This is a genomic window from Paracoccaceae bacterium (assembly GCA_033344815.1).
Taxonomy (GTDB): Bacteria; Pseudomonadota; Alphaproteobacteria; order Rhodobacterales; family Rhodobacteraceae; genus Roseobacter.
Genome location: JAWPMR010000001.1, coordinates 1349055 through 1368912, shown reverse-complemented (window position 1 = coordinate 1368912; position 19858 = coordinate 1349055). Strand labels below are relative to the sequence as shown.

Annotated in this window: 15 protein-coding genes, 1 tRNA gene and 1 pseudogene; 9 read left to right on the top strand and 8 right to left on the bottom strand. The window is 55.0% G+C overall.

The annotated features are described in order from the left end of the window. Positions 1–242: 242 nt before the first annotated feature. From R8G34_06410 to R8G34_06395, 4 genes are all read right to left on the bottom strand, one after another. On the bottom strand, positions 243–1436 hold the full coding sequence (locus tag R8G34_06410) for an NADH:flavin oxidoreductase/NADH oxidase family protein (protein ID MDW3222510.1): 1194 nt from the start codon (positions 1434–1436) through the stop codon (positions 243–245). A 287-nt stretch (positions 1437–1723) separates the two neighbouring features. Next, positions 1724–2608, bottom strand: a complete 885-nt coding sequence (locus R8G34_06405; protein ID MDW3222509.1) for a hypothetical protein — start codon at positions 2606–2608, stop codon at positions 1724–1726. Further along, on the bottom strand, positions 2605–7197 hold the full coding sequence (locus tag R8G34_06400; protein MDW3222508.1) for a TIR domain-containing protein: 4593 nt from the start codon (positions 7195–7197) through the stop codon (positions 2605–2607). Before R8G34_06400 ends, R8G34_06405 begins: the two co-directional genes overlap by 4 nt. A gap of 391 nt (positions 7198–7588) precedes the next feature. Next, the gene (locus tag R8G34_06395) at positions 7589–8974 is read right to left on the bottom strand and encodes an IS1182 family transposase (protein MDW3222507.1); all 1386 of its coding nucleotides are present in this window, start codon (positions 8972–8974) and stop codon (positions 7589–7591) included. 406 nt (positions 8975–9380) lie between these two features. On the opposite strand from R8G34_06395, the gene R8G34_06390 reads away from it, so the two are divergent. From R8G34_06390 to R8G34_06375, 4 genes are all read left to right on the top strand, one after another. After that, the gene (locus R8G34_06390; GenBank protein MDW3222506.1) at positions 9381–9782 is read left to right on the top strand and encodes a hypothetical protein; all 402 of its coding nucleotides are present in this window, start codon (positions 9381–9383) and stop codon (positions 9780–9782) included. Positions 9783–9969: 187 nt separating this feature from the next. Beyond that, the gene (locus R8G34_06385; protein MDW3222505.1) at positions 9970–10179 is read left to right on the top strand and encodes a hypothetical protein; all 210 of its coding nucleotides are present in this window, start codon (positions 9970–9972) and stop codon (positions 10177–10179) included. Continuing rightward, on the top strand, positions 10173–10304 hold the full coding sequence (locus R8G34_06380) for a hypothetical protein (protein MDW3222504.1): 132 nt from the start codon (positions 10173–10175) through the stop codon (positions 10302–10304). The genes R8G34_06385 and R8G34_06380 overlap by 7 nt, the downstream gene beginning before the upstream one ends. A 257-nt stretch (positions 10305–10561) precedes the next feature. Then, positions 10562–10819, top strand: a complete 258-nt coding sequence (locus R8G34_06375; GenBank protein MDW3222503.1) for a hypothetical protein — start codon at positions 10562–10564, stop codon at positions 10817–10819. 451 nt (positions 10820–11270) lie between these two features. Here the strand turns inward: R8G34_06375 and R8G34_06370 are convergent. Then, a tRNA-Cys gene (locus R8G34_06370) sits at positions 11271–11344 on the bottom strand. A 342-nt stretch (positions 11345–11686) separates the two neighbouring features. Further along, a pseudogene (locus tag R8G34_06365) lies at positions 11687–12917 on the bottom strand (IS256 family transposase). A gap of 702 nt (positions 12918–13619) precedes the next feature. Here R8G34_06365 and R8G34_06360 point away from each other — a divergent pair. The 3 genes from R8G34_06360 to R8G34_06350 all read left to right on the top strand — a co-directional run bounded on the left by R8G34_06360 (position 13620) and on the right by R8G34_06350 (position 16563). Continuing rightward, positions 13620–14273 carry a methyltransferase domain-containing protein gene (locus R8G34_06360; protein ID MDW3222502.1) on the top strand — a complete coding sequence of 218 codons (654 nt, stop codon included), beginning with the start codon at positions 13620–13622 and terminating at the stop codon, positions 14271–14273. A gap of 49 nt (positions 14274–14322) precedes the next feature. Then, positions 14323–15765: a TolC family outer membrane protein gene (locus R8G34_06355; GenBank protein MDW3222501.1), complete on the top strand. Its 1443-nt coding sequence runs from the start codon at positions 14323–14325 to the stop codon at positions 15763–15765. 69 nt (positions 15766–15834) lie between these two features. Further along, complete coding sequence (locus tag R8G34_06350) at positions 15835–16563, top strand: hypothetical protein (GenBank protein ID MDW3222500.1); 729 nt, start codon at positions 15835–15837, stop codon at positions 16561–16563. Between the two features lie 5 nt (positions 16564–16568). On the opposite strand, the gene R8G34_06345 is transcribed toward R8G34_06350, so the two are convergent. Next, positions 16569–18041 carry a cobyric acid synthase gene (locus R8G34_06345; GenBank protein MDW3222499.1) on the bottom strand — a complete coding sequence of 491 codons (1473 nt, stop codon included), beginning with the start codon at positions 18039–18041 and terminating at the stop codon, positions 16569–16571. Between the two features lie 62 nt (positions 18042–18103). Between R8G34_06345 and R8G34_06340 the strand changes: the two genes are divergently transcribed. Further along, the gene (locus R8G34_06340) at positions 18104–18682 is read left to right on the top strand and encodes a cobalamin biosynthesis protein CobQ (GenBank protein ID MDW3222498.1); all 579 of its coding nucleotides are present in this window, start codon (positions 18104–18106) and stop codon (positions 18680–18682) included. 55 nt (positions 18683–18737) lie between these two features. Here the strand turns inward: R8G34_06340 and R8G34_06335 are convergent, their stop codons facing one another. After that, positions 18738–19058, bottom strand: coding sequence for a DUF6280 family protein (locus R8G34_06335; GenBank protein ID MDW3222497.1), 321 nt, complete (start codon positions 19056–19058; stop codon positions 18738–18740). Positions 19059–19277: 219 nt separating this feature from the next. Here R8G34_06335 and efp point away from each other — a divergent pair, with 219 nt between their 5' ends. Then, positions 19278–19841 carry an elongation factor P gene (gene efp / locus R8G34_06330; protein MDW3222496.1) on the top strand — a complete coding sequence of 188 codons (564 nt, stop codon included), beginning with the start codon at positions 19278–19280 and terminating at the stop codon, positions 19839–19841. Positions 19842–19858 lie beyond the last annotated feature (17 nt).

Below are 19858 nucleotides of genomic sequence, written 5' to 3'. Positions count from 1 at the left end.
TGAAATCCCAGTGACCGGCTTAGTCTCTCCCGACTCCTTCGCCGCGCTGGTCACGAAAGGCTGGTTCGGGAAGCACCGACTTTCGCTGCACCACGGGCGGCCCAAACCGGCCATTACCAAAGTAGTCAAGTGCTGCGGTGCAGCTTCACCATACCGGACTTTCGCTTCGGGCGCAAAATAAAGAGGTGGTCGAACTCACAGTTCGCGGGACAAAGCCGGACTTCGCCGCGGCTGCACGAAGGTCAGCTATACTTTGAATTCCATATACGCCGCCTCATTTCGTCTCGGCTCTCGTAGGTCTCGATCACGCCTGCTAAATCATCAGGCGAAAGCGTAGCACCCCATTTTGCATTCTGAGTGATCTGCATCGAGTACCACGCGGTCACACCGCCTTCTGGTGGGTTCTTGAAACGTGGGAACTGCGGCTCGCTGCGCTGACCAAACAGCCAAAATGATGGAAGTTCCGGATCGACCACCAGCGCACGAGCCAACCCGATGAGATCTGCCTTGCCTTCGGCAATAGCTTTTTCGGCCTGAGCGCGTGTCTTGAACCCACCAGTGACCATCAAAGGTATCGTTGTTTTTTCGCGGGCGCTGCCTGCGAATTCCAAAAAGTAAGGGCCAGAGCCTGCTCGATCAGACGAGGATACCGCACCGGGGAAATACGTGCCGCCGCTGATGTCGATAAGGTCAATTGCCATTTGGTCTACAGCGGCGACGACCTCAAAGGCCTCATCCTCAGCAAAACCGCCCGCGAGCTGATCCGTTGCGTTTAATTTGATGCCGACCGGATATTCAGGGCCGACAGTTTTTCGCACTTCATCAATTACTTCGAGCAACAGCCGCATTCGGTTTTGGAGCGAACCACCATAGGCATCTTCTCGTTTGTTGAACAAAGGTGACAGAAACTGACTGAGCAGAAATCCATGCGCCGCGTGTACCTGCACTCCACCGAATCCAAGTCCCTTTGCAAGGCTGGCAGTATGCGCAAATTCGGCCGGTAGCGCGTGAATCTCTTCCAGAGTTAACGCGCCGCAAGTCAGCCCGGGTAAGTCTAGCGCGCTCGGTCCTTTTGGTTTGCTGATTGGTGCATCCGCCATTGCGCCCGCATGTCCAAGTTGGAGCCATAGCTGCGCGTTGTCGGTTGCACCTGCTTTTGCTAGGCGCTCAAGCACGTCGCTGTCTGATTGGTCATTTAAAATCAGGTTGCCGGGTTTCTCTGCAAAGTGGGGTGTGCCTTGAACCTCTCCAATTATGGACAACGCCAGACCGCCCTCGGCCCATCTTTCATAAAGCCTGATTTGTTCGGGCGTAGGGTTGCCAGCGCCGTCGCCAAGCGAGTCCGACATCGCTGACTTGGCGATCCGGTTCTTTAGCGTAGCGCCGCATGGCAGTGTCAGCGGTTGGGCGAGTGGTGAAGTTTGCGACTTGGTCATGAGGCCTCGCTAGTCTTTTGTTGTGATATATTAAAGCAGACATTCGTGCAAAACGCAGCATCAGTCATTAAGGGCTCAAACCGGCCACTCGGCCGTCCCGCCCGATGCTGCGCTTTGGCTCTTCGAAGGAGACATTGATCAATTGATTGAGCGCAATTATCCGGAGATCTACAAAGTAGGAAAGCCGAAAGTAAATATCTTTGAAGCCAGGGAGGCGCCACCCCCAGACCGACGCATCAGTCTGCGATTCTCATTCTGATCCACCGACGCACCTGACCGAGACGACATCAGTCCGCAGACGGATCGCGCGTTGATTTAGCACCATGTACGGAGGCAAAGCCAGCGTGGTCGTCGCGCAGGACCTGGAAAACGCGATCCGCGAATGCCGTGGCCGTTTCGAGATCGTTGGCATCGACGGCCGCTTGAAACCCAGGCAAATCGTCACGCAGCGCGTTGAGCGCCGACCAGCTTGCGTGGTGCAACTCTGCGCGTTTGCCGTCGGCTGTCGCCTCCCCCCATTTCTCGACCGCGGCGGCCAGCGCAGGAATGCTCACGCCGAAGATGGCCAGCGCGACAATCAGCGTCTTCGAATCGAACCCCGTCAGGGCCGTTGCGAGGGCTGCTAGGGCTGCCAGCAGGGCGGCAACGATGATCCCTTGAAAAGCCGCGCTGTCTTTGCGCCGCGCGCTCTTGTCGAGATGCCCAAGCTGGACTTCTAGAAATCCGACGAACCACTCGGCGGCCTCGCGGAAGGCGTCCTTGCCGTTTTCATGCCCGATCGACAGCGCCCGCGCCGCAAGCGTCAACCGGCCATCTTCTGCCCTCAGGCGCGCGGCCACCCAGCGTTTTCCAGGTTCTCGTTTCCCGAGAACATAGCCGCTGGCCGCCGCCGCTGCGAGGCCAAAGGCCTGCACGATGATCAAACCTGTCCGCAACGCGCCACCGGCCAGCCAATGGACGAGGATCGAGTCGCTCTCGTCCGGCGCGGTGTTGGTGCCATAGAGCACCAGACCACCCGCGATCGCCGCCAGTGCCGACGCCACAACGAAAACACGTGTCATCTGGAAATAGAGCGCCCGCGCGGCACGGGCTTCGGCCGCGTGCCGCTCGCGCTCGTCATGAACGCGGCGGTAGCGCGGGTCATCTGTGATTTTCGATGGAAGGTCGGTCATTCTGGTTCCTTGTCAGGACGCTTTAGAGGTAGAGGAGATGACGCAAAGGGATCTTTATCGTCATCGAAACCTGGGGGCGCGGGGGGTGGCAGTGAAGCATTGGATGGCATCGGCGGCGTGTCGACCCCGAACGGATCAGAATCCTCAAGCCAAGACGGTGCAGGAGCTATGGGAGGCGGTGGCAGTGGCGGCAGAAGATCCTCAGAGGGCAAATTCGCAGGAAGAGGTAGAGGATTGTCGGATGGCGGCGGAAGGTCGTCCGAGGTTGGAGGAGCGCCTAACAGATCGCCCCGATTGTCAGGCACCTGAGGCTCGCGGTGATTGATGGCTGGATTTTTTGCGAATGCAGGAATTCGATATCCAAGGGCCAGGTCACGCGCTTCCTCTGCCTTGACCCGAGGCACGGGCACATCATTGGGCAGCGGTTCTTTACTTGAATGCACTTGGTCTTCCAGCGCCATGCCGAACTCGCTGGCTATAGCGGGTGACGTCAGGACAGGCATAACCCGGTAGACGATATCGAACAGCGTGCCGGTTCCATACGCCACGTTCCACCCCAGAATCGAGCCGTCGCCCTGTCCCACGAAGATATGATTGCCATCGGGTGCAATCGTCATGCGACTGAAACCACCCGGGCAAGGCAGGTACGCAACCCGCTGCCCCGTCCCGACGTCGTAAAGCGAAACGCCTGTGCCATACTGTGCAACTTCTGCTGTGGATCGAGTGGGAACCGCAAGCCTTGAACCGTCCGGTGTAAACGCGATTTCATCAAAACCATCAACTGCTTCGTCCGCAAAACGTAGCTTCCCGAAGCGTTCGCCGCTGGCCGGATCATGAAAGCTGATTTCTGCATGATCGCGCCCCCCAATGAGCGCAACCATTTCTCCTCGCGGGGAAAAGAGCAGGCGACCGATGGCAAGCGCTTCACTCTCGAGCTCTTCCCCCCCCACTCCGGTGGGGTACGGCTTCGACATGAAAAGGTCTTTATCGATATTTTGCCATTCAGACCAAAGGCGCGCATGCCCATCGCGTATGGTCCAAAACCGGACCTGTGGACCGAAGGGATTGAGAACACACCGGTCGCCGTCGCCGTCGTCGTCGACGACTAAACTGACCCCTTGTTCGTACGTCACCAACGAAGATCCATCCGGCGAAAAGGCTGCCGCGCCGACCAACCCTGTCAGTTCGAAATTTGGGTACTGCCATTCCCCGTCAAGACATGGATAGAGCGTTATGAGATCCTGGCCCGACCGAATGTCATGAAGCGAGACGGACAAAGATGACCGATCCGTGTACAGGGGCCCTTCACCAATAAAGCGCACGTTATACCTGACCGTCTCCATGACCGAGATTTCGTTGCCCGAAGCGATTTCGATCACGCGATTGTTCTCTGGCAGGAACGATTCAGAGCCATCGGATTCGTTTGTATAAGGCTTTGTTATTGCCGCCACCACGGCCAGCGTACAATCCGGGGACAAAACGACGTCGGGCGGCTCACCCTTAGTATTGACTGACAGCTCAAGGGACGCGGTACGACGACCATCCTCAAGGTTCCACCTGACGACATCGACCCCTTTTTCGGTCGGCACGACGGCGGCAAGGCTCTTACCATCCGTCGAACATCGGATGTCGCGAACTGATCGATCTGTCGCCCGCCTAGGCTTAAGTGGCTGTTCTTTGCGTGAAAAATCAGGCGCTTTGGGAACAATGGCTATATTGGATCCGCGCCGAAGATCCCACAGGCGGACCTGCACCTCTTCCGTATCGCGTATCGGAAAGGAAAGGCTCGCAAAGAGAGACCCGCATGGCGAAAAAGAGCCAATGATATAGTCTGGCTCCCAATTTTGTGAAGTTGTATGTGCTCGATCAATGGAAACCAACTCCCGCTCGGAAACACACTCAAAAACCTGGACCTTGTGTTGTACCCAAATGGCCACGAAGGCCCCGTCCGGGGAAAGAACGATCTGTGCCTCAGCCGTTTCAAGGCGATCCTCAAATAGGGTGAACTCCCACTTTTTAGGAATACTCTTCAGAATCTCTCTAGGTTCGTCTTCGGCCAGAGCCCATAGCCAGATACGGTTTTCATCATCGACATAAGTGATATGCGCGTCACCGCGATGAAATTCATTTAGGAGGATCTGACCAAGTGTAGGAACGGGCTTGATCAATTCTCCGGTCTCCCGGTCGGCCAACTCCCAACCGGAGGTTTCGAAGGCGTATCTCAGAAAAAATTTGCGCTCCGGTAAAGGACCAGGACCATCGCCCGCGAAGCCTCTCCCGGACGGTCCAAAGATTTCATCGAGGTCCAGTACCTTTTCATACTCGGGCCATCCTTCCTCCGACGATCCGTCCTCGTCGTACCACCTGTATCTCACCACGAAGGTGCGGGTATCAGGCGAAAAGGAGTACCCCCCGAGCGTGAGCCGATTGAAGCGTTCACTTTTCGGCTGAATCTTCAGTTCATGTCGGGATATGCTCCCGTCATTGTGCAGGCGACAAACACAGAATTGATTGTTGTCATCCTTTAGCGCGATATGGATCCCGTCGGACGACACCGCCAGATCTCTGTAAAACCATGATCCGTCTCCCACTGCCCCGAGCGGGAATCGTCTTATTTCGCGAAGCGCCGGCAACGCCGCGGCAAGCGCATTGAGGACAACCGTCCCGTACTCACTGAGGTCATCGAAGTCGGAGCCTTTCCGAGGCCACGCGGCCAGCGCGAGATAGGCCGCTTCATCGGGCCGCCCGGACTTCAGCGCGGTAGAGGACAGCGCCGCAAGGCTCAGTCTTTGGCTGCGCAGTGCCCGCCGGGCTTCTGCCTCGGCCCCGGCCTTTTGCTGTTCTAACTCTTCAAGGTGTTTCTTCTCCTGTTCGTACCGTTCGGTTTCCTTGGCCTGACACGCCTCGATGTATGCCTTAGCACACCCGTCGAAGCGGTCGGCATAGCGGGGGCTGGCCAGTAACCGGACAGCAGTATCCAGACGGTCGCCGCCATGTGTTACGTCAGATTCATTTTCGTTTGCCTCGGTCCAGTTGGCCGCGGCCGCCTCGATGCGGGCGATGGCGACGAGGTCATCGCGCGCTTCGGCAACCCATTTTTCAAGCTCGGTCCATTGCCGCAACAGCGCCTCGTGCACGACCTCCCACATGTCGTTCTTCAGGATCAGCAGGCGCTGGTTTGCGAATGCCATCAGAAGGGCCGTTTGCCGTTCACTGAGCGCGGACGCAGGTGCACGGTTGCGCACTGCAGCGCCGCTGGCCGCGTTGATAGAGACCAACAGCCCCAGAAAAACTTCACGGACGTCATCAAGCAGCACTTGCCGGTCGTCATAAGCCGCGTCAAGCCGTGCGCAGTCCTTGATCGCTCGATCCTTGGCCTTTTCCAAAGCTTGGCCCACACCCCCGAACTCCTTGTACTCCGAGAGTTGCAGGACACCGTCTCGGATGAAATCTCTGCGCCAGAATTCATCCAGAAAGAACGCAAGCAACGGCAGCGCGTCCGGCCCCTTGTGGTCTTTGCAAATCCGGGCGAAGAGCTTATTTTCGTACTTCACGCCAAAGAGTTCCGCCGGTTGCCGGATAATGGCGCCAAGGTGATCTTCAGGCAGCGGGTCGAGTGCCATCGTCTCGTATGCAAGCTTCGCGTCTGGGCCGATCAGCCGGTTCTTCTGGAATTCGTTCAGGAAATCCGAACGCATTGTAGCGAGCACGACAACCCGTCCCCTGCGTTTCTCGAGCAGCGCGCGCATGACATCGAAAAATGTGCTGTCCCTTTCTTCCTCCAGTAACTCCTCCGCCTGATCTATGCAGATCACGGCACGCTTGTAGGACTGGTTTGCGCATTTCATTGATGCAGCGATCGCATCAGCCATTGCTTCGGCATCAAGGCCGTCAAGTGGCGCGTCGAGAACCTCTGCGATCTCGTCGAGCGCGTCGCCGCCTGGGATGATCGGCCCAATGCAGAGGTTCTCCGGATCGGCTTTGAATTCTGGGAGGAACCCTGCACGCATGAGCGAAGATTTGCCGGAACCCGATGCCCCGAGAACCAACAACATGCGAGGCGTTTTCGGGCGGCCCTTGAACAGACTGTTGACCTTGTTGACCAAGTCGCGGGTCTCGTCTTCGCGGCCAAAAAAAACCGCCGCGTCCTTCTCGTCGAACGCGGCGAGGCCCGGATAGGGGCGATCGGGTAGCTTGTGGGTCGTGCGTAGCGCCTGTCTGAGTTCCTCGAAGGCCCGGATCTCGCCGTGCTTCTCAAGGCGGATGGATTGCGTATCTCGGAAGGGAACCTCGCACTCTTCGGCAATAATGAGGATCAACTTCAGGCCCAGCAGCCGCGCCATGCGCGCCTCGCTTGTACACCAGTGGGACTTGAGCCAGTCATTCGACACGATGGCGATAACGACCTGCGCACTACGTATGGCGGCGTATATCTCGTCCTCCCATTGCTGACCTACCTGAAGTCCGTCCTGAATGTCAAAGTCGAGAAAACCGTTTATGCCCTTCTGATTCTTGATCCATCGGTGTATCTTCTCGGCCCGGGAATTGTCGGCAGAATTGTTTTGATGGCTGATGAAGATGCGGCCCATGACTGACGACTTCCTTCAGATACCGATGACTGCCCAATAGTGACTTGACTGTTCCCGATACGCGCCATGCAGTCAACTTGGCACTGCGCGCAACGCATAAGCATGCCGGGGTTCGATCAAGGTTGGCCTCGTCGCCATGTTCTCAAGCGTAAAAGTGCCGGAACATGCAGTTTCATCGTCCCAAGAAAGGATCTGCAAGTGGCCATGTAATGCCTTGCGGTAACGAAGAGGAAAATCTTTTTCAGCTTTTGCTGAATGTCGGCTTTCACGATGCCAGAATGATCGGTTCGCACCTGCAGCGAAGGTCCGGAATCCGCCCGATTCTGTAGAAAGACAACTTTTTGCGAGTGCAGAACGTGGCGTTCCAAATAAAGTTTGAGCGCCTTTTTTATCAGGCTTTGCACGTTTGCTGCGGTGCGGGAAAAATCTTGACTAGTTTGCGGAGGTTTTGGGCGGTTGCGGCGAGCAGGAATTCGTCATTTGCCCCGCATGGGCCGCGAAGTCGAAGCCGTCCCAACCCTAGGATGCGTTTGAGATGTGCAAAGAGCATCTCGACTTTCTTTCGAAATCGCATTGAGATCGTATATTGCTTTGTCTTGGCGATGTCGCGAGCGACTTGTCGGGCATCTTCATGTTCTTCGCGGGTGATCTTGCGCGCCTCTGCTTTTGGGCAGCACTTCATCTTCGATGGACAGGCTTTGCAGGTGTGTTTGAGCGCTTGATACTTGGCGACGCCCTTGCCGGTGGGCCCACGGTTGGACTCAGAATAGTCGCGTCGGAAATGTTTCGACGGCTCGCCCTCTGGGCAAGCGTAGTGGTTGTTTTCAGGGTCCCATTCAAAGTCTGTGCGGGACCATGTGCCATCTGTGCGACCTGCTTTATCCAGCACAGGGATGTGGGGTTTGATATCGCGATCCACCAGCCAGCCCAACATCGGTCCTGATCCATAGGCACTGTCTGCGATCAATCGTTCGGGATAAATATTGTGCATATTCTTGATGCGATCCAGCATGGTTCGCACAGAGCCGACTTCAGCTTGTCGGATTGATTTCGTACCTTCGACGTCAACAATTACGCTGTGATCGGTGTCGATCAGGTAGTTGGTCGAACAACTGAAGAATGCAGGGCCTTTGCGGGCCGCTGTCCACTGACCGGCGGGATCAGAATGGGATGTGAACTTGGGCACAACCTCCGATGCTGCGCCAAAAGCTGCGTCATCTAAGACATCCAGATATTCCTTCACGGCACGCGGCGCATCGGTCGGATCAATGGCACAGCGATCCCAATCTTCCTTTGGCGTCGAGTTCTGTTTGTTCGCATCGGCCTCAATCAAACTGGCGTCTGCTGCAAGGCGCTGGCCGCTGACCAAGCCATCTGCGATACACAGCGCAACAGTCTTCTCAAACAGATGCCATAGCAGTTTGCTTTCCCGAAAACGCCCGTGTCGGTTCTTTGAGAGGGTCGAGTGGTTTGGGATCGGATCGACTAAATCAAGCCGGCAAAACCAGCGATATGCGAGGTTCAGATGCACCTCTTCGCACAAACGGCATTCTGACCTGATACCGAAGCAATAGCCCACCAACAGCATGCGGATCAGAAGTTTGGGATCAATCGATGTACGGCCTGTATGGCTATAGAACTCATTCAAATATTCCCGGATGTCGTTCAGATCGAGGAACCGATCAATCGAGCGCAGCAGGTGATCTTGCGGGACATGATCCTCAAGCGAAAACTCGTAAAATAGCGCCGCCTTAGCTTCTCGTTTCGCTCCCATCAGCGCCAAATCCTCCAACCAATTAAGGAATTGAATCAGCGAACGGACACCCGATCAAGCAAGAGTTTTTCAACAGAATTCGCCCGAGGTGCGGGGCCGTCATGTCCGCTTTGGGCTGGTATTGCATCTGCGTCACTTTGACGGCTCATTTTCTGTATGACCCCTTTCAAGCATTCATCGGGTTGTCGCATTCTGAATTCTTTTGACACATTCTCCGTGCTGCCGCCGACTAGCAAAGAATTAGGCCAGCACAAATCGGTCAAAACGGGGAATATTTTCGCCTTTTGCCCAATCTTTTCCCGAAAGTGGTTCCGAATCAAACTCCCATACACAGCGATTCTGTTGTGTGAAGTAGGAATACATCTTGCACCTTTCTGAAGGTGGGTGGATGACTGTAGAGGACACGTCTATGATACCAGAAGACAGAACCTTTCCGGCAAGCCGGGCCGTTGGCGTTATGGGTCCCAAAGGACGGCGTTGGTATGGGCATAAAAAATACGGAAAGATTGTTGATATTGAAAACCACGCTGGCGCAGACGGTCTTGGGGGTGGCAAGGAAGTTATGCTGTCGGTGGAAGCCGTTATCCAAGGTTGCACTGCGTTAGGGTTGATCCATTGCGGAGTCGAAGTATTGAGGGCCTACAAGATCGGCGCAAGGATAGCTTATCTAAGGAAAGAGTGTCCGCCGGGCTTAGGAGATAGCTTGCCGCATAAGTCGAGCAAAGCCCAGTCACATGATGCGGAAAAACTGTTTCGCGATGGTAACACTTGGCTAGTAGTATCGCCATGGGGCGATAGTGGGGGCACTTAAATGCTGAAATTTTCTTTGATGCTTGTCTAGATGGCGTGGACGGTCAGAAAGCACTGATTAGCAGACCCACCCCAGTTGATGCAGATCCGCAGCCCAATATCTTTCTGAATTTAACGGAGGTCTGCCAGTATATCGCAAGGTGTTTGGACTTGCCGTTTGAGGAAACTTTCGTGATGGAGGTTGTTTTATGAAACGTGAACCGCTTCCCATCCTAGTCGGCGAGCGGCAAGCCGCCAGACTCTTCGACCAAAGACTCGCGCAATTGCGAGCGTTGGTTGAAGGCGGTGCGTTGCCGAGGCCGAAGACAATCGGAGAATTTGAGCGCTGGGACACAATGGAGCTATGCCGAGTCGCCTCGGGTGACGCCATTGACGGAATGGGAGACGTACAATGGTGAGTCGCTGGGGAGGAAAGAAGTATCTGCATGAACCCAAAGAAGGCTTCGTCTATGTGCGTAAGAACGGGAAATACATCGGCAGGATTACGGCCCCCGAAGGAACGGCCGAATTTGATCGTCAGTAGTGGGAAATCGTTGCTGGCAGGCGGGCGGCGGTAAAGACGTCTTGGGTTGCCCTCATTCCCGCGATGCGCGAGACAGATAAGTGGGCTGATCTTTCGCCTCGCTATCGCAAGGACCTGGAGCCGGTCTTCAAGTATCTGATTGAAAAAAAATCGGAAAACGGGATGTTTCCCAACTTACTCAGGCTGACATCTATGACGTGATGGACAGAAACCGGCACCGCGTCCGTTTTGCAAACTGCATCCCGACCGCGATAAGCATGCTGTCAAAGCTGGCAATTCGCAAGCATTGGCGAAAAGACAACCCTGCAATAAATATCGAACCGCTCAAGGTTCCAAAGTCACGCCGAAAACCGCATCTACCATGGACCGATGCGGCACTTGAAAAGATTCGATCTAAGGGTGAGGCGTTGCTCCTTTTGATCTTTGAAATGGGTGTTGGAAGTGTCCAGAGGCCGGGAGATTTGGTAGATTTCCAGTGGGGTGACTATGATGGCGAGAACCTCAAGCTACGCTAGAACAAAACTGACCAGCCGCTGCTTCTTCCATGCACAAACGCGCTCAAGACGGCGCTGGACCGCGCCAAGGTTAACTTGGAATTTTCACCACACCCGTCGCGCCACATCTTAACGCGGCCCGATGGCTCTCCCATGAACTATGACGCGCTAGCCAAGGAAATGGTGCGCGAGCGCAAACGGCTGGGTCTTATGGCATATGACCAACATGCGCTGCGCTATCGTGGTGTAATGGAATAGGCTTGGGCTGGTTGCACCGATGATGAAATCGCCAGCTACAGCGGCCACACGTCAAAAAGACATGATTGTTAAGTACGCCGGAGAGGCAAGACAGGTCATGAGGGCGCGTCAGGCCGCAGCAAAGCGCAAATGAACAGAACAAGCCCAGAACGCGAACCTGATAACCGTTGTGATGACCGCATTTCCCGTGAAGGCGCTAAGTATATGAAAATATTGGAGGCGAGTAGGAGAATCGAACTCCTGTACACGGATTTGCAATCCGCTGCGTAACCACTCCGCCAACTCGCCGAAGCCTTGGTTTCTTTACGGTTTTCCTAAACCGCCTGCAAGTGGTTATCACACAGGTTATCATGTTTCTGTTCTATGCTTGTTCTGTTCACTTCCGTTTTCTCGATGCCTGTGTGGTCCTCATCTTTTGCCGCGCCTTGCCAGCAGCCGAGCTGGAGATGTCCATGTATTCCATGACTTGTGACCGAAACCTATCGATCGAAGTTCCATCGGCGATAGCGTTTGACACGATCAAGGAGGCCATTTCGAACCGTTGACCGATCGCGGTGATGTCGGACGCGCGGGCGCATCCTGAGCTATGCCCGAAAATTGGTGACGGAGTGATCAGGCGGCGTTTTGAAGTTACTCGATCCCGTCCTTGAATTTAATCCCTTCAATGTTCTCAGGCATTCGGTTTGCGCCGTCGAGTTTGCGCCGTTTGCCTTGCGCTGACATCATCAATTTTAAGGCCATAGCGAGGCCGGTTTTGCGGCTGAGGCACCCTTTGGTTTTTCCAGTTCGATGGCGAACGGTTACGAAGGTACTTTCGATCGGGTTCGTCGTGCGGATGTGCTTCCAGTGCTCGGCCAGGAAATCATAGAATGCCAAGAGGACGTCACGGTCTTTTGCCAGCTTTTCAAGGCCTCGTTGTATTTCACGCCGTAGGACACCACGAAGTAATCAAACGCGGCCTCCACTTCCACGCGCGTCTCTGCTTGCCAAATATCGTGCAAATGGCCCTTTGCTTTGGCCTGAACCGATTTGGGCATCGTGTTCAGCACGTTGCCCGTTTTGTGGAACCAGCAGCGCTGTTCTTTCGTGGCACCAAAGACCTTGCGCAGCGCATTCCAAAACCCCAAAGCACCATGCACAATGGCAAGATCAGGCGCATGGGTGAAGCCGCGCCGTTGCAGATCGAGCAGCAGTTCGCGCCAACTCTGGGTACTTGCGCGGTAGCCTTCGGCAAGGCCGATGATTTCCTTGCGTCCCCAGTCATCCGCGCCGGTCAACACCAGAACACATTGCTTTTAATCAATTATTATGAGTCGAATGTAGACGCCGTCAGTCCAGACATAGACGAACCTTCGGGTGCTCAGGTCGCGCCGCTGCCAGCAGTCGTACTCATCCCACCGGTCGGCCTTGAGTCGCGAGATCGTACTTGAGGAAAATCCCGCGGCACTGGGGCCGAGCAGAGCGGCAAGCGCTTCGTGAAAGTCACCGATGGAAATACCTTTGAGATAAAGCCAGGGCGGCAGATCTTCGATGGATATGGCTTTGCACAGATAGGGCGGCAGAATCGTTGATGTGAACCGGAATTCCTCGGCTTCATTGCCTCTATTTCGCACGCGGCGCACCTTGACCGGCACCGCGCCAATCCCGGTGATCACCTTGCGTTCAGGCAGGTGGCCATTGCGAACGAGCCGAGCGCGGCCATCGTCCGTTTCATCAGATGCGTGCGCCTCCAGCAAAACAGAAAGTTCAGCCTCACCGCCAACTGGATGAGGGGTTGAGCACCAGATTGCAGAATATCAGTTAATGGGTCAGGCGAAAATCCCTGTGGATCGCCCAGTTGGGTAATGGTATTTGTGATCATGTGGCATATACTTTTCTCAAACGAAAATTGCGGCGCTTGAACAACGCCATGATATGCCACCCCTCAAGGGCCATCACCAACTTTCAGTTGTATCTCGCGTATTATTCGGTGCTTACACTGTGGGGGCTGACCATCTTCAGGTCCGGGGTGGCGGCCGGTGATAGGGCTCGTCATGGCATCTCCTCCATCCGGGAAGACGGGAGCGGGTCATACAAGTTCGTCATCTTCCTAACCGGGATCTCCGCAATCGCGATGTCACGACTCTTAAGTGCGCATCAACCCATGTGCCAGGTTTCTTAACGGGGTTTGACCCTCCAATAAACGATCGGCAGCTGTCCTTTCGGCGCAGGATAGCAAAGGCTGTTTATACCGAGCACAGGCGGGCTGCAGCCCGGAACGAGTCTTTACATGAACACTTTCAGTCGCCGGTCTTCCTCAATCGAGTGGTTTTGAGGTCCTATACCCGCTGGCCTTAGTGGTCGCATCAAAAGGAACTGTGATTTGTAGAGCGTCTGGAGTTTCGGCGATCAGGCAAGGTAAAATGAAGTCGATCTGTGTCATGCAATGCCAGTCGCCTGGCATTTTATCGCTTCAGGTGCTGCAAGTATCACAGTTGGGCAAAATGCGACGTATGGACGTTGCCGCAGCGGCGCGAATGTGGCACATCTGAGTCTGAGTTACAGAAAAGATGAGCTTGAGCACATGAGCGAATTCGCCGCCCGCCGTACGATGATGGTTGATACGCAAGTCAGGCCATCAGATGTGACGAAATTTCCAATTATTGATGCAATGCTGACTATACCGCGCGAGAATTTTGTGCCTGCGGCCCAACGCGAAGCAGCTTACATGGATGGGAACCTCGACCTCGGCGGTGGGCGGGTTCTGCTTGAGCCGCGCACTTTGGCAAAAATGCTGGATGCACTGGATATTTCGAATGATGATTTGGTTATAGATATCGGCAGCGCCATGGGCTATTCGGCGGCAGTTATTGCGCATATGGCGGCTGCTGTGGTTGCGGTGGAAAACGACGAAACTTTGCTTTCTGAGGCGCAAGAAGCACTTATGGACGCTGGTATCGACAATGTGATCCTACATCAGGCCGATCTGGCTGAAGGCGCACTTCAGCATGGTCCATATGATGTGATGATTGTCCAAGGTGGCATCCAGCAACTTCCCATGACACTTCAGGATCAGATCAAAGAAGGGGGCCGCGTAGCCTGCCTATACATGCAAGGCGCTCTGGGCGAAGTGCGGATCGGCCACAAGCAAGGTGGCCGTCTATCCTGGCGTATGTCATTCAATGCAGGAGCCCCGGTGCTCTCCGGGTTTGCTAAAGAAAAAGCGTTTGAATTCTAAGAATAATCAAAGCCCGCAATAGGGCACGATCACAAAGAGGCACGCTGAAATGGGCGAGATGAAAAATACGGTTGGTTTGCGAAGAATGTATCGTGGTGTGGCGATGTCCGTTGGCATGATAGCCATATTTGCCGGACAGGATCTGAGATCAGAAACGCTGGCGGATGCGCTAATCGGCGCTTATGAAACCAGCGGACTTTTGGAGCAAAACCGCGCTTTACTGCGTGCAGCCGACGAGGATGTGGCGACCGCGATCGCGGCCCTGAGACCAATTATCAGCTACACGGCCAGTATTGGGCGTGATTTTGGCGACCGCGATTCCCGTACGGCCACCGGGTTACCCACAACGACAAATCTGGAAAACACCACAGCTACGGTTGGGCTTTCAGCTTCATTGCTCTTGTTTGACAACGGCGCGACGGCGCTTGGTGCTGAAGCGGCAAAAGAGACCGTATTGGCGACGCGACAGCAATTGATCAGTATTGAGCAAAACGTGTTGATCCGCGCGGTTGAAGCCTATTTAAACGTGTTTGCTTTCAGAGAATTCGTCGAGTTGCGCCAGAACAACCTGCGCCTGCTGACACAGGAATTGCGCGCGGCCCAAGATCGTTTTGAAGTCGGCGAAGTTACAAGGACAGACGTCGCACAGGCGGAATCCAGTCTCGCAGATTCTCGCAGCGGTCTGGCAACAGCGCAGGGGGACCTCATTCAAGCGGCAGAGGAATATCGCAGCGTTATCGGGCGTACGCCCGGCGATTTGGCACCGCCACCCTCCTTGCCCCAATTGGACAGCAATGTTGAGAACGCGCGCGCTTTCGCAGTGCAAAACCACCCGGATTTGCGCGCTGCACAGCATCTGGTGGCTGTTGCCGAGCTCAACATCATGCGTTCAAAAGCGGCTTTGAGCCCGACGATTTCAGCCATTGGATCCCTGAGTTTATCAGAAGACCTTGGCTCGATCGCTGACTCGGAATCGGGCACAGTGGGCGTTGAATTGACTGGTCCGATCTATAACGGCGGCGCGCTGTCATCTGGAATTCGTTCTTCAATGGCGTCCCGGGACGCGCAGCGCGGCAGCTTGCTGGATACGCGCAAAACGATTTCACAGAACGTGGGATCTGCCTATGCGGCACTTTCCGCGCAACGGGCCAGCCTTCAGGCCAGTGAGGAGCGCATCCGCGCCGCACGCATCGCCTTTGAGGGTGTGCGCGAAGAAGCCACCTTAGGCGCCCGGACAACTTTGGATGTTTTGGACGCGGAGCAAGAGCTTTTGGACGCAGAGACGTCACGTATCTCGGCGCAGGCCAATCTCTACATCGCGGCCTATTCTGTGTTGCAATCGACTGGTCGGCTGACTGCGAAGGACCTATCCTTGGATGTTCAGCTATATGATCCAAATGCTTACTATGATCTGGTAAAAGACGCGCCCATCCCATCTTCCGCACAAGGCCAGCAACTGGACCGGGTTTTGCGCGCGCTTCAAAAGAACTGAGGTTGGTCGTCCCCATTGTGAAACAACCGGTTGAGCGGTAGAATTGCGCTGTTCAGTAATGGTGTGCACATGTCCAAACCTGTTTCAGGATCTGATAAGAAGGGTGTCCTGCCTTCCGTTCGTCGTCTGGTTGATGACAGCAAAGCGCAAGACGGCGCATCTGAACGGCTTGTGCTCTCTTCAGACTTGCGGGTCCCGGGTCACGGCGTTTTGCGCCTGGAACCACAGCATGCGGTAAAGGCTGAGAGGGACAGGGAGAGCATCGACACCAGTTCCGAGCAGGGATCGAAAGAGTCGATCACGCCCGCTGCGAAACAGGGTCCGGGTGATGAGAGACAAGACATCGGGCATCATCTTGTTCAAGCGGATGCGCCAGGTTCGTCACAGGCTGACAATTCACCAAGTGAAGTGCCTAAAGCTTTCGGAATTAGTGAATTAACAGCAAAAATCGCTGCCCTTGAGACAACAATTGCTCGCACCGCAGATCAGTGGGAGCCCGATGGCATGAGCAGGGATGCCTATTCAGGCACCCAGCCCAAGGCGATGTCGTGGCAGGACAGCGTGGAACTTGATGCCAAAGGCACTCCGCTAGCCGAGGAGTCACCGGCGCAACCCGCGGACACCTCCGGCCACGCGGAGATCCAGCATGTTGTGGACCAAACCGTTTTGCGCGATCTTGTTGCAGAAATGGTGCGATCCGAACTACAGGGCGCGCTTGGCGAGCGGATCACACAAAACCTTCGAAAACTGGTGCGCCGCGAAATCCAACGTGCTTTGGCGTCGCGTGACCTTGGATAGATCGCCTATGCTTGCCGAGGTCGACACGGGGCGGCCAAAGAAAGCAGCAGATCCAGATCCATGTGTTTTTCAAGGTGATCAGCCAATGCATCGAGGGTGGTCTCTACAGTCTGATCATAAGACGTTTTTGAGGTCAGATCGAACTGCGCCAACCAAGCCGCGCGAAACGTATCTGAATTGAACAAGCCGTGGAGATAGCACCCTTGTACCAGCCCGTTTTCTGACGCTGCGCCCTGCACACCATCATCCAACTGCAACCATGCGCGGTCGCAATCCGGGCCGATCGTCCGGCCCATATGGATTTCATATCCGCTGAGAAAAGCGCCGCTTGGCATGTGAATACCCTCAGTCAAACTTAACGTTTTTCGCGGTTGGAGCACAGTATCTACATTCAGATGGCCAAGGCCCTTGGCGGAGCCGGGCGTCCCTTCCAATCCGTCCGGGTCTGCGATCGTGTTTCCTAAAATCTGATAACCTCCGCACAGACCGAGGACATGGCCACCACGCCTCAAATGTGCGGCAATGTCGATGTCCCAGCCTTCATCACGCAGGGCCCCAAGATCTGCGAGCGTGGCCTTGCTACCTACCAGCAAAACCACATCGGCATCGGCAGGCAAGGGTGTGCCGCCAGGTACGATCACAAGCTCTACGTCCGGTTCGCCCGCGAGTGGGTCGAGGTCGTCAAAGTTTGATATGCGTGGCAACTGCGGTACAACGATTTTAAGTCCTCGTCCCTTGGAACGGGTGCGCGCAGGCAAGTCCGCGACATCTTCGGCAGGCAACTGGTGGGCGTTTGCAAACCAGGGGATGACACCAACACAGGGCCATCCGGTGCGTGCAATGACGTCGTCCCGCCCTTTGTCAAAAAGTTGAACATCGCCCCGGAATTTATTGACAGAAAAGGCTTTTATGAGTGCATTGTCGGAACTGTCGAGAACGGCCTGTGTGCCGACGAGTTGTGCAATGACACCGCCGCGATCAATGTCGCCCATCAGGACAACCGGCACCTGAGCCGCCTGCGCGAACCCCATATTCGCGATGTCGCGCGCCCGAAGATTGGTTTCCGCAGGGCTGCCTGCGCCCTCTACTAATACCAGATCGCATGTTTGTCCGAGACGATCAAAACTTTCCAGAACGAAAGGCATCAGCCTATCTTTTGCGGCCCCGAAATCGCGTGCATCCTGCGCACCAAAAACCTGACCCTGAACAATGATTTGAGCGCCGGTATTGGTTTGCGGCTTCAATAAAACCGGGTTCATATCCGTATGTGGTGCAACACCTGCTGCACGCGCCTGCAAAGCCTGGGCGCGACCGATTTCACCGCCATCCGTCGTCACAGCGGCATTGTTCGACATATTCTGCGGTTTAAAGGGCCGCACAGCCAGACCCCGGCGTGTGAAAGCGCGTGCCAAGCCTGCCACGATCATGGATTTGCCGACATTGCTGCCCGCGCCTTGGATCATTATTGCCTGGCTCACGTGCCACCTCTTTTTGTTTGGTGCAACCTGACGCATGATAAGCAGAAGGAAAAGGAGCAAAAATGAATACGCCCGCACATCTGCTGATTGGTGCCGCAGCGTTTGGACGAGGGCCGCAGAAAGCGGTCGTCTGGGCGGCCTTTGCGGGCGCGCTTTTACCTGACCTTTCGCTTTATGTATTGGCTGGTAGCGCATTGTTTGTGTTTGGCCTATCGCCGGACGTGGTGTTCAACGATTTATACTATTCGGATGCGTGGCAGACGATCTTCGCTATTGATAATTCCTTCTTGATCTGGGGCGCGGCTTTTGGGGTTGCCTTATGGTACCGAAAGCCTTGGGCCATAGCGCTATCGGGGGCAGGTTTGTTACATCTTTGTCTTGATTTTCCGCTCCATCATGACGATGGACGTGCCCATTTCTGGCCGGTTACAAGATGGGTATTTGAGAGCCCGTTCAGCTACTGGGATCGCGCGCACTGTGGGTTATGGTTTGCCCCGCTTGGTGCGTTTTTCGCAGTTATAGCCGCAACCGCCCTGTGGCGACGTAAACATGGCTGGCCGGTTACGGGATTGGTTGGTGTTCTACTGCTTGCAGAGCTTTGGGTGGTCAGCCAATGGATGTTTTTCTTTACCGACAGCTGACAAAAAAACACGCCCCGCGAGGGACGTGTTTTTGATTTGAATTCCTTGGATCTGCCTATGCGGCTTCCGCTTGTTGAGCGGCATTTCTGCGCTCGGATTCCTCTCGAGACAGTGCAACCGACGTCCGTACGCCTTTTCCTACAAAGTCCATCAAGCCAGTCACAACCCGCTCATTGGGATCAATGCCAGCACAGCTCAGCACTTCGCGCCCATCTCTGGAGCGCGCCCAGCGTGCGATCTGCTCAGGTCCATTTCCATATTTCTTATCGTCCGCAATTGCGTCGTCCAATGCTGCCAGTACCACGGCTGCAAAAAGTTTACGTGCACGGTTGCCTTGCTCGTTATTAAAGGCCGTGCCGTCAACGAAATCCTTCATTCGTCGTCCTTTCCATTATTCTTGCTCTTGTCTTTTCGGCGTGAAGCCTCTTATGACGGAGACGAGATGATTCGGATAGCCTGTTTTTGCATGGCACCCATGCGCTTGGCGCATGGCTTTTGCACTTGCAGCACGAGATATCGTTGTCTTGTCACCCACTCACCTGCCAGATATAGGGTGCTTTAGTAATTCATCAACCTTTTGTAAGGGTTAGGTCATATGCCGAAAATTAACGGAAACGAGATACGCCCCGGAAATGTCCTGGAACACAACGAGGGTCTTTGGGCTGCGGTCAAAGTTGACCACGTCAAGCCGGGAAAAGGCGGTGCTTTTGCTCAGGTTGAGTTGCGCAATTTGCGGAACGGATCAAAACTCAATGAACGCTTTCGCAGCGCGGACAAAGTCGAACGCGTGCGCCTGGAACAAAAAGATCAACAGTTCCTCTATGAGGATGATGGTATGTTGGTCGTTATGGACACGCAGACATATGAGCAAATCCAACTGCCAGCGGAGTTGTTGGGCGAACGCCGCCCGTTCCTCCAGGATGGTATGACAATCGTCGTGGAATTTTACGACGATGAGGCTCTGAATGCGCAGTTGCCGCAAAAAGTCACGTGCAAAATCGTTGAAACTGAACCCGTGGTCAAAGGTCAGACAGCCGCCAATTCGTTTAAGCCAGCGGTTCTGGAAAATGGCGTCAAGGTTATGGTGCCGCCATTCGTCGGGCAAGACGAAGATATCGTGGTCAATACCGAAACCATGGAATATTCAGAGCGCGCCTGACCCGACACTGCCGTTAA

Excerpts from the sequence above, each read along its gene's own strand:
- R8G34_06410 (MDW3222510.1), bottom strand. The coding sequence starts at position 1,436 with ATGACCAAGTCGCAAACTTCACCACTCGCCCAACCGCTGACACTGCCA.
- R8G34_06405 (MDW3222509.1), bottom strand. The coding sequence starts at position 2,608 with ATGACCGACCTTCCATCGAAAATCACAGATGACCCGCGCTACCGCCGC.
- R8G34_06400 (MDW3222508.1), bottom strand. The coding sequence starts at position 7,197 with ATGGGCCGCATCTTCATCAGCCATCAAAACAATTCTGCCGACAATTCC.
- R8G34_06390 (MDW3222506.1), top strand. The coding sequence starts at position 9,381 with ATGATACCAGAAGACAGAACCTTTCCGGCAAGCCGGGCCGTTGGCGTT.
- R8G34_06385 (MDW3222505.1), top strand. The coding sequence starts at position 9,970 with ATGAAACGTGAACCGCTTCCCATCCTAGTCGGCGAGCGGCAAGCCGCC.
- R8G34_06380 (MDW3222504.1), top strand. The coding sequence starts at position 10,173 with ATGGTGAGTCGCTGGGGAGGAAAGAAGTATCTGCATGAACCCAAAGAA.
- R8G34_06375 (MDW3222503.1), top strand. The coding sequence starts at position 10,562 with ATGCTGTCAAAGCTGGCAATTCGCAAGCATTGGCGAAAAGACAACCCT.
- R8G34_06360 (MDW3222502.1), top strand. The coding sequence starts at position 13,620 with ATGAGCGAATTCGCCGCCCGCCGTACGATGATGGTTGATACGCAAGTC.
- R8G34_06355 (MDW3222501.1), top strand. The coding sequence starts at position 14,323 with ATGGGCGAGATGAAAAATACGGTTGGTTTGCGAAGAATGTATCGTGGT.
- R8G34_06350 (MDW3222500.1), top strand. The coding sequence starts at position 15,835 with ATGTCCAAACCTGTTTCAGGATCTGATAAGAAGGGTGTCCTGCCTTCC.
- R8G34_06340 (MDW3222498.1), top strand. The coding sequence starts at position 18,104 with ATGAATACGCCCGCACATCTGCTGATTGGTGCCGCAGCGTTTGGACGA.
- R8G34_06335 (MDW3222497.1), bottom strand. The coding sequence starts at position 19,058 with ATGAAGGATTTCGTTGACGGCACGGCCTTTAATAACGAGCAAGGCAAC.
- efp (MDW3222496.1), top strand. The coding sequence starts at position 19,278 with ATGCCGAAAATTAACGGAAACGAGATACGCCCCGGAAATGTCCTGGAA.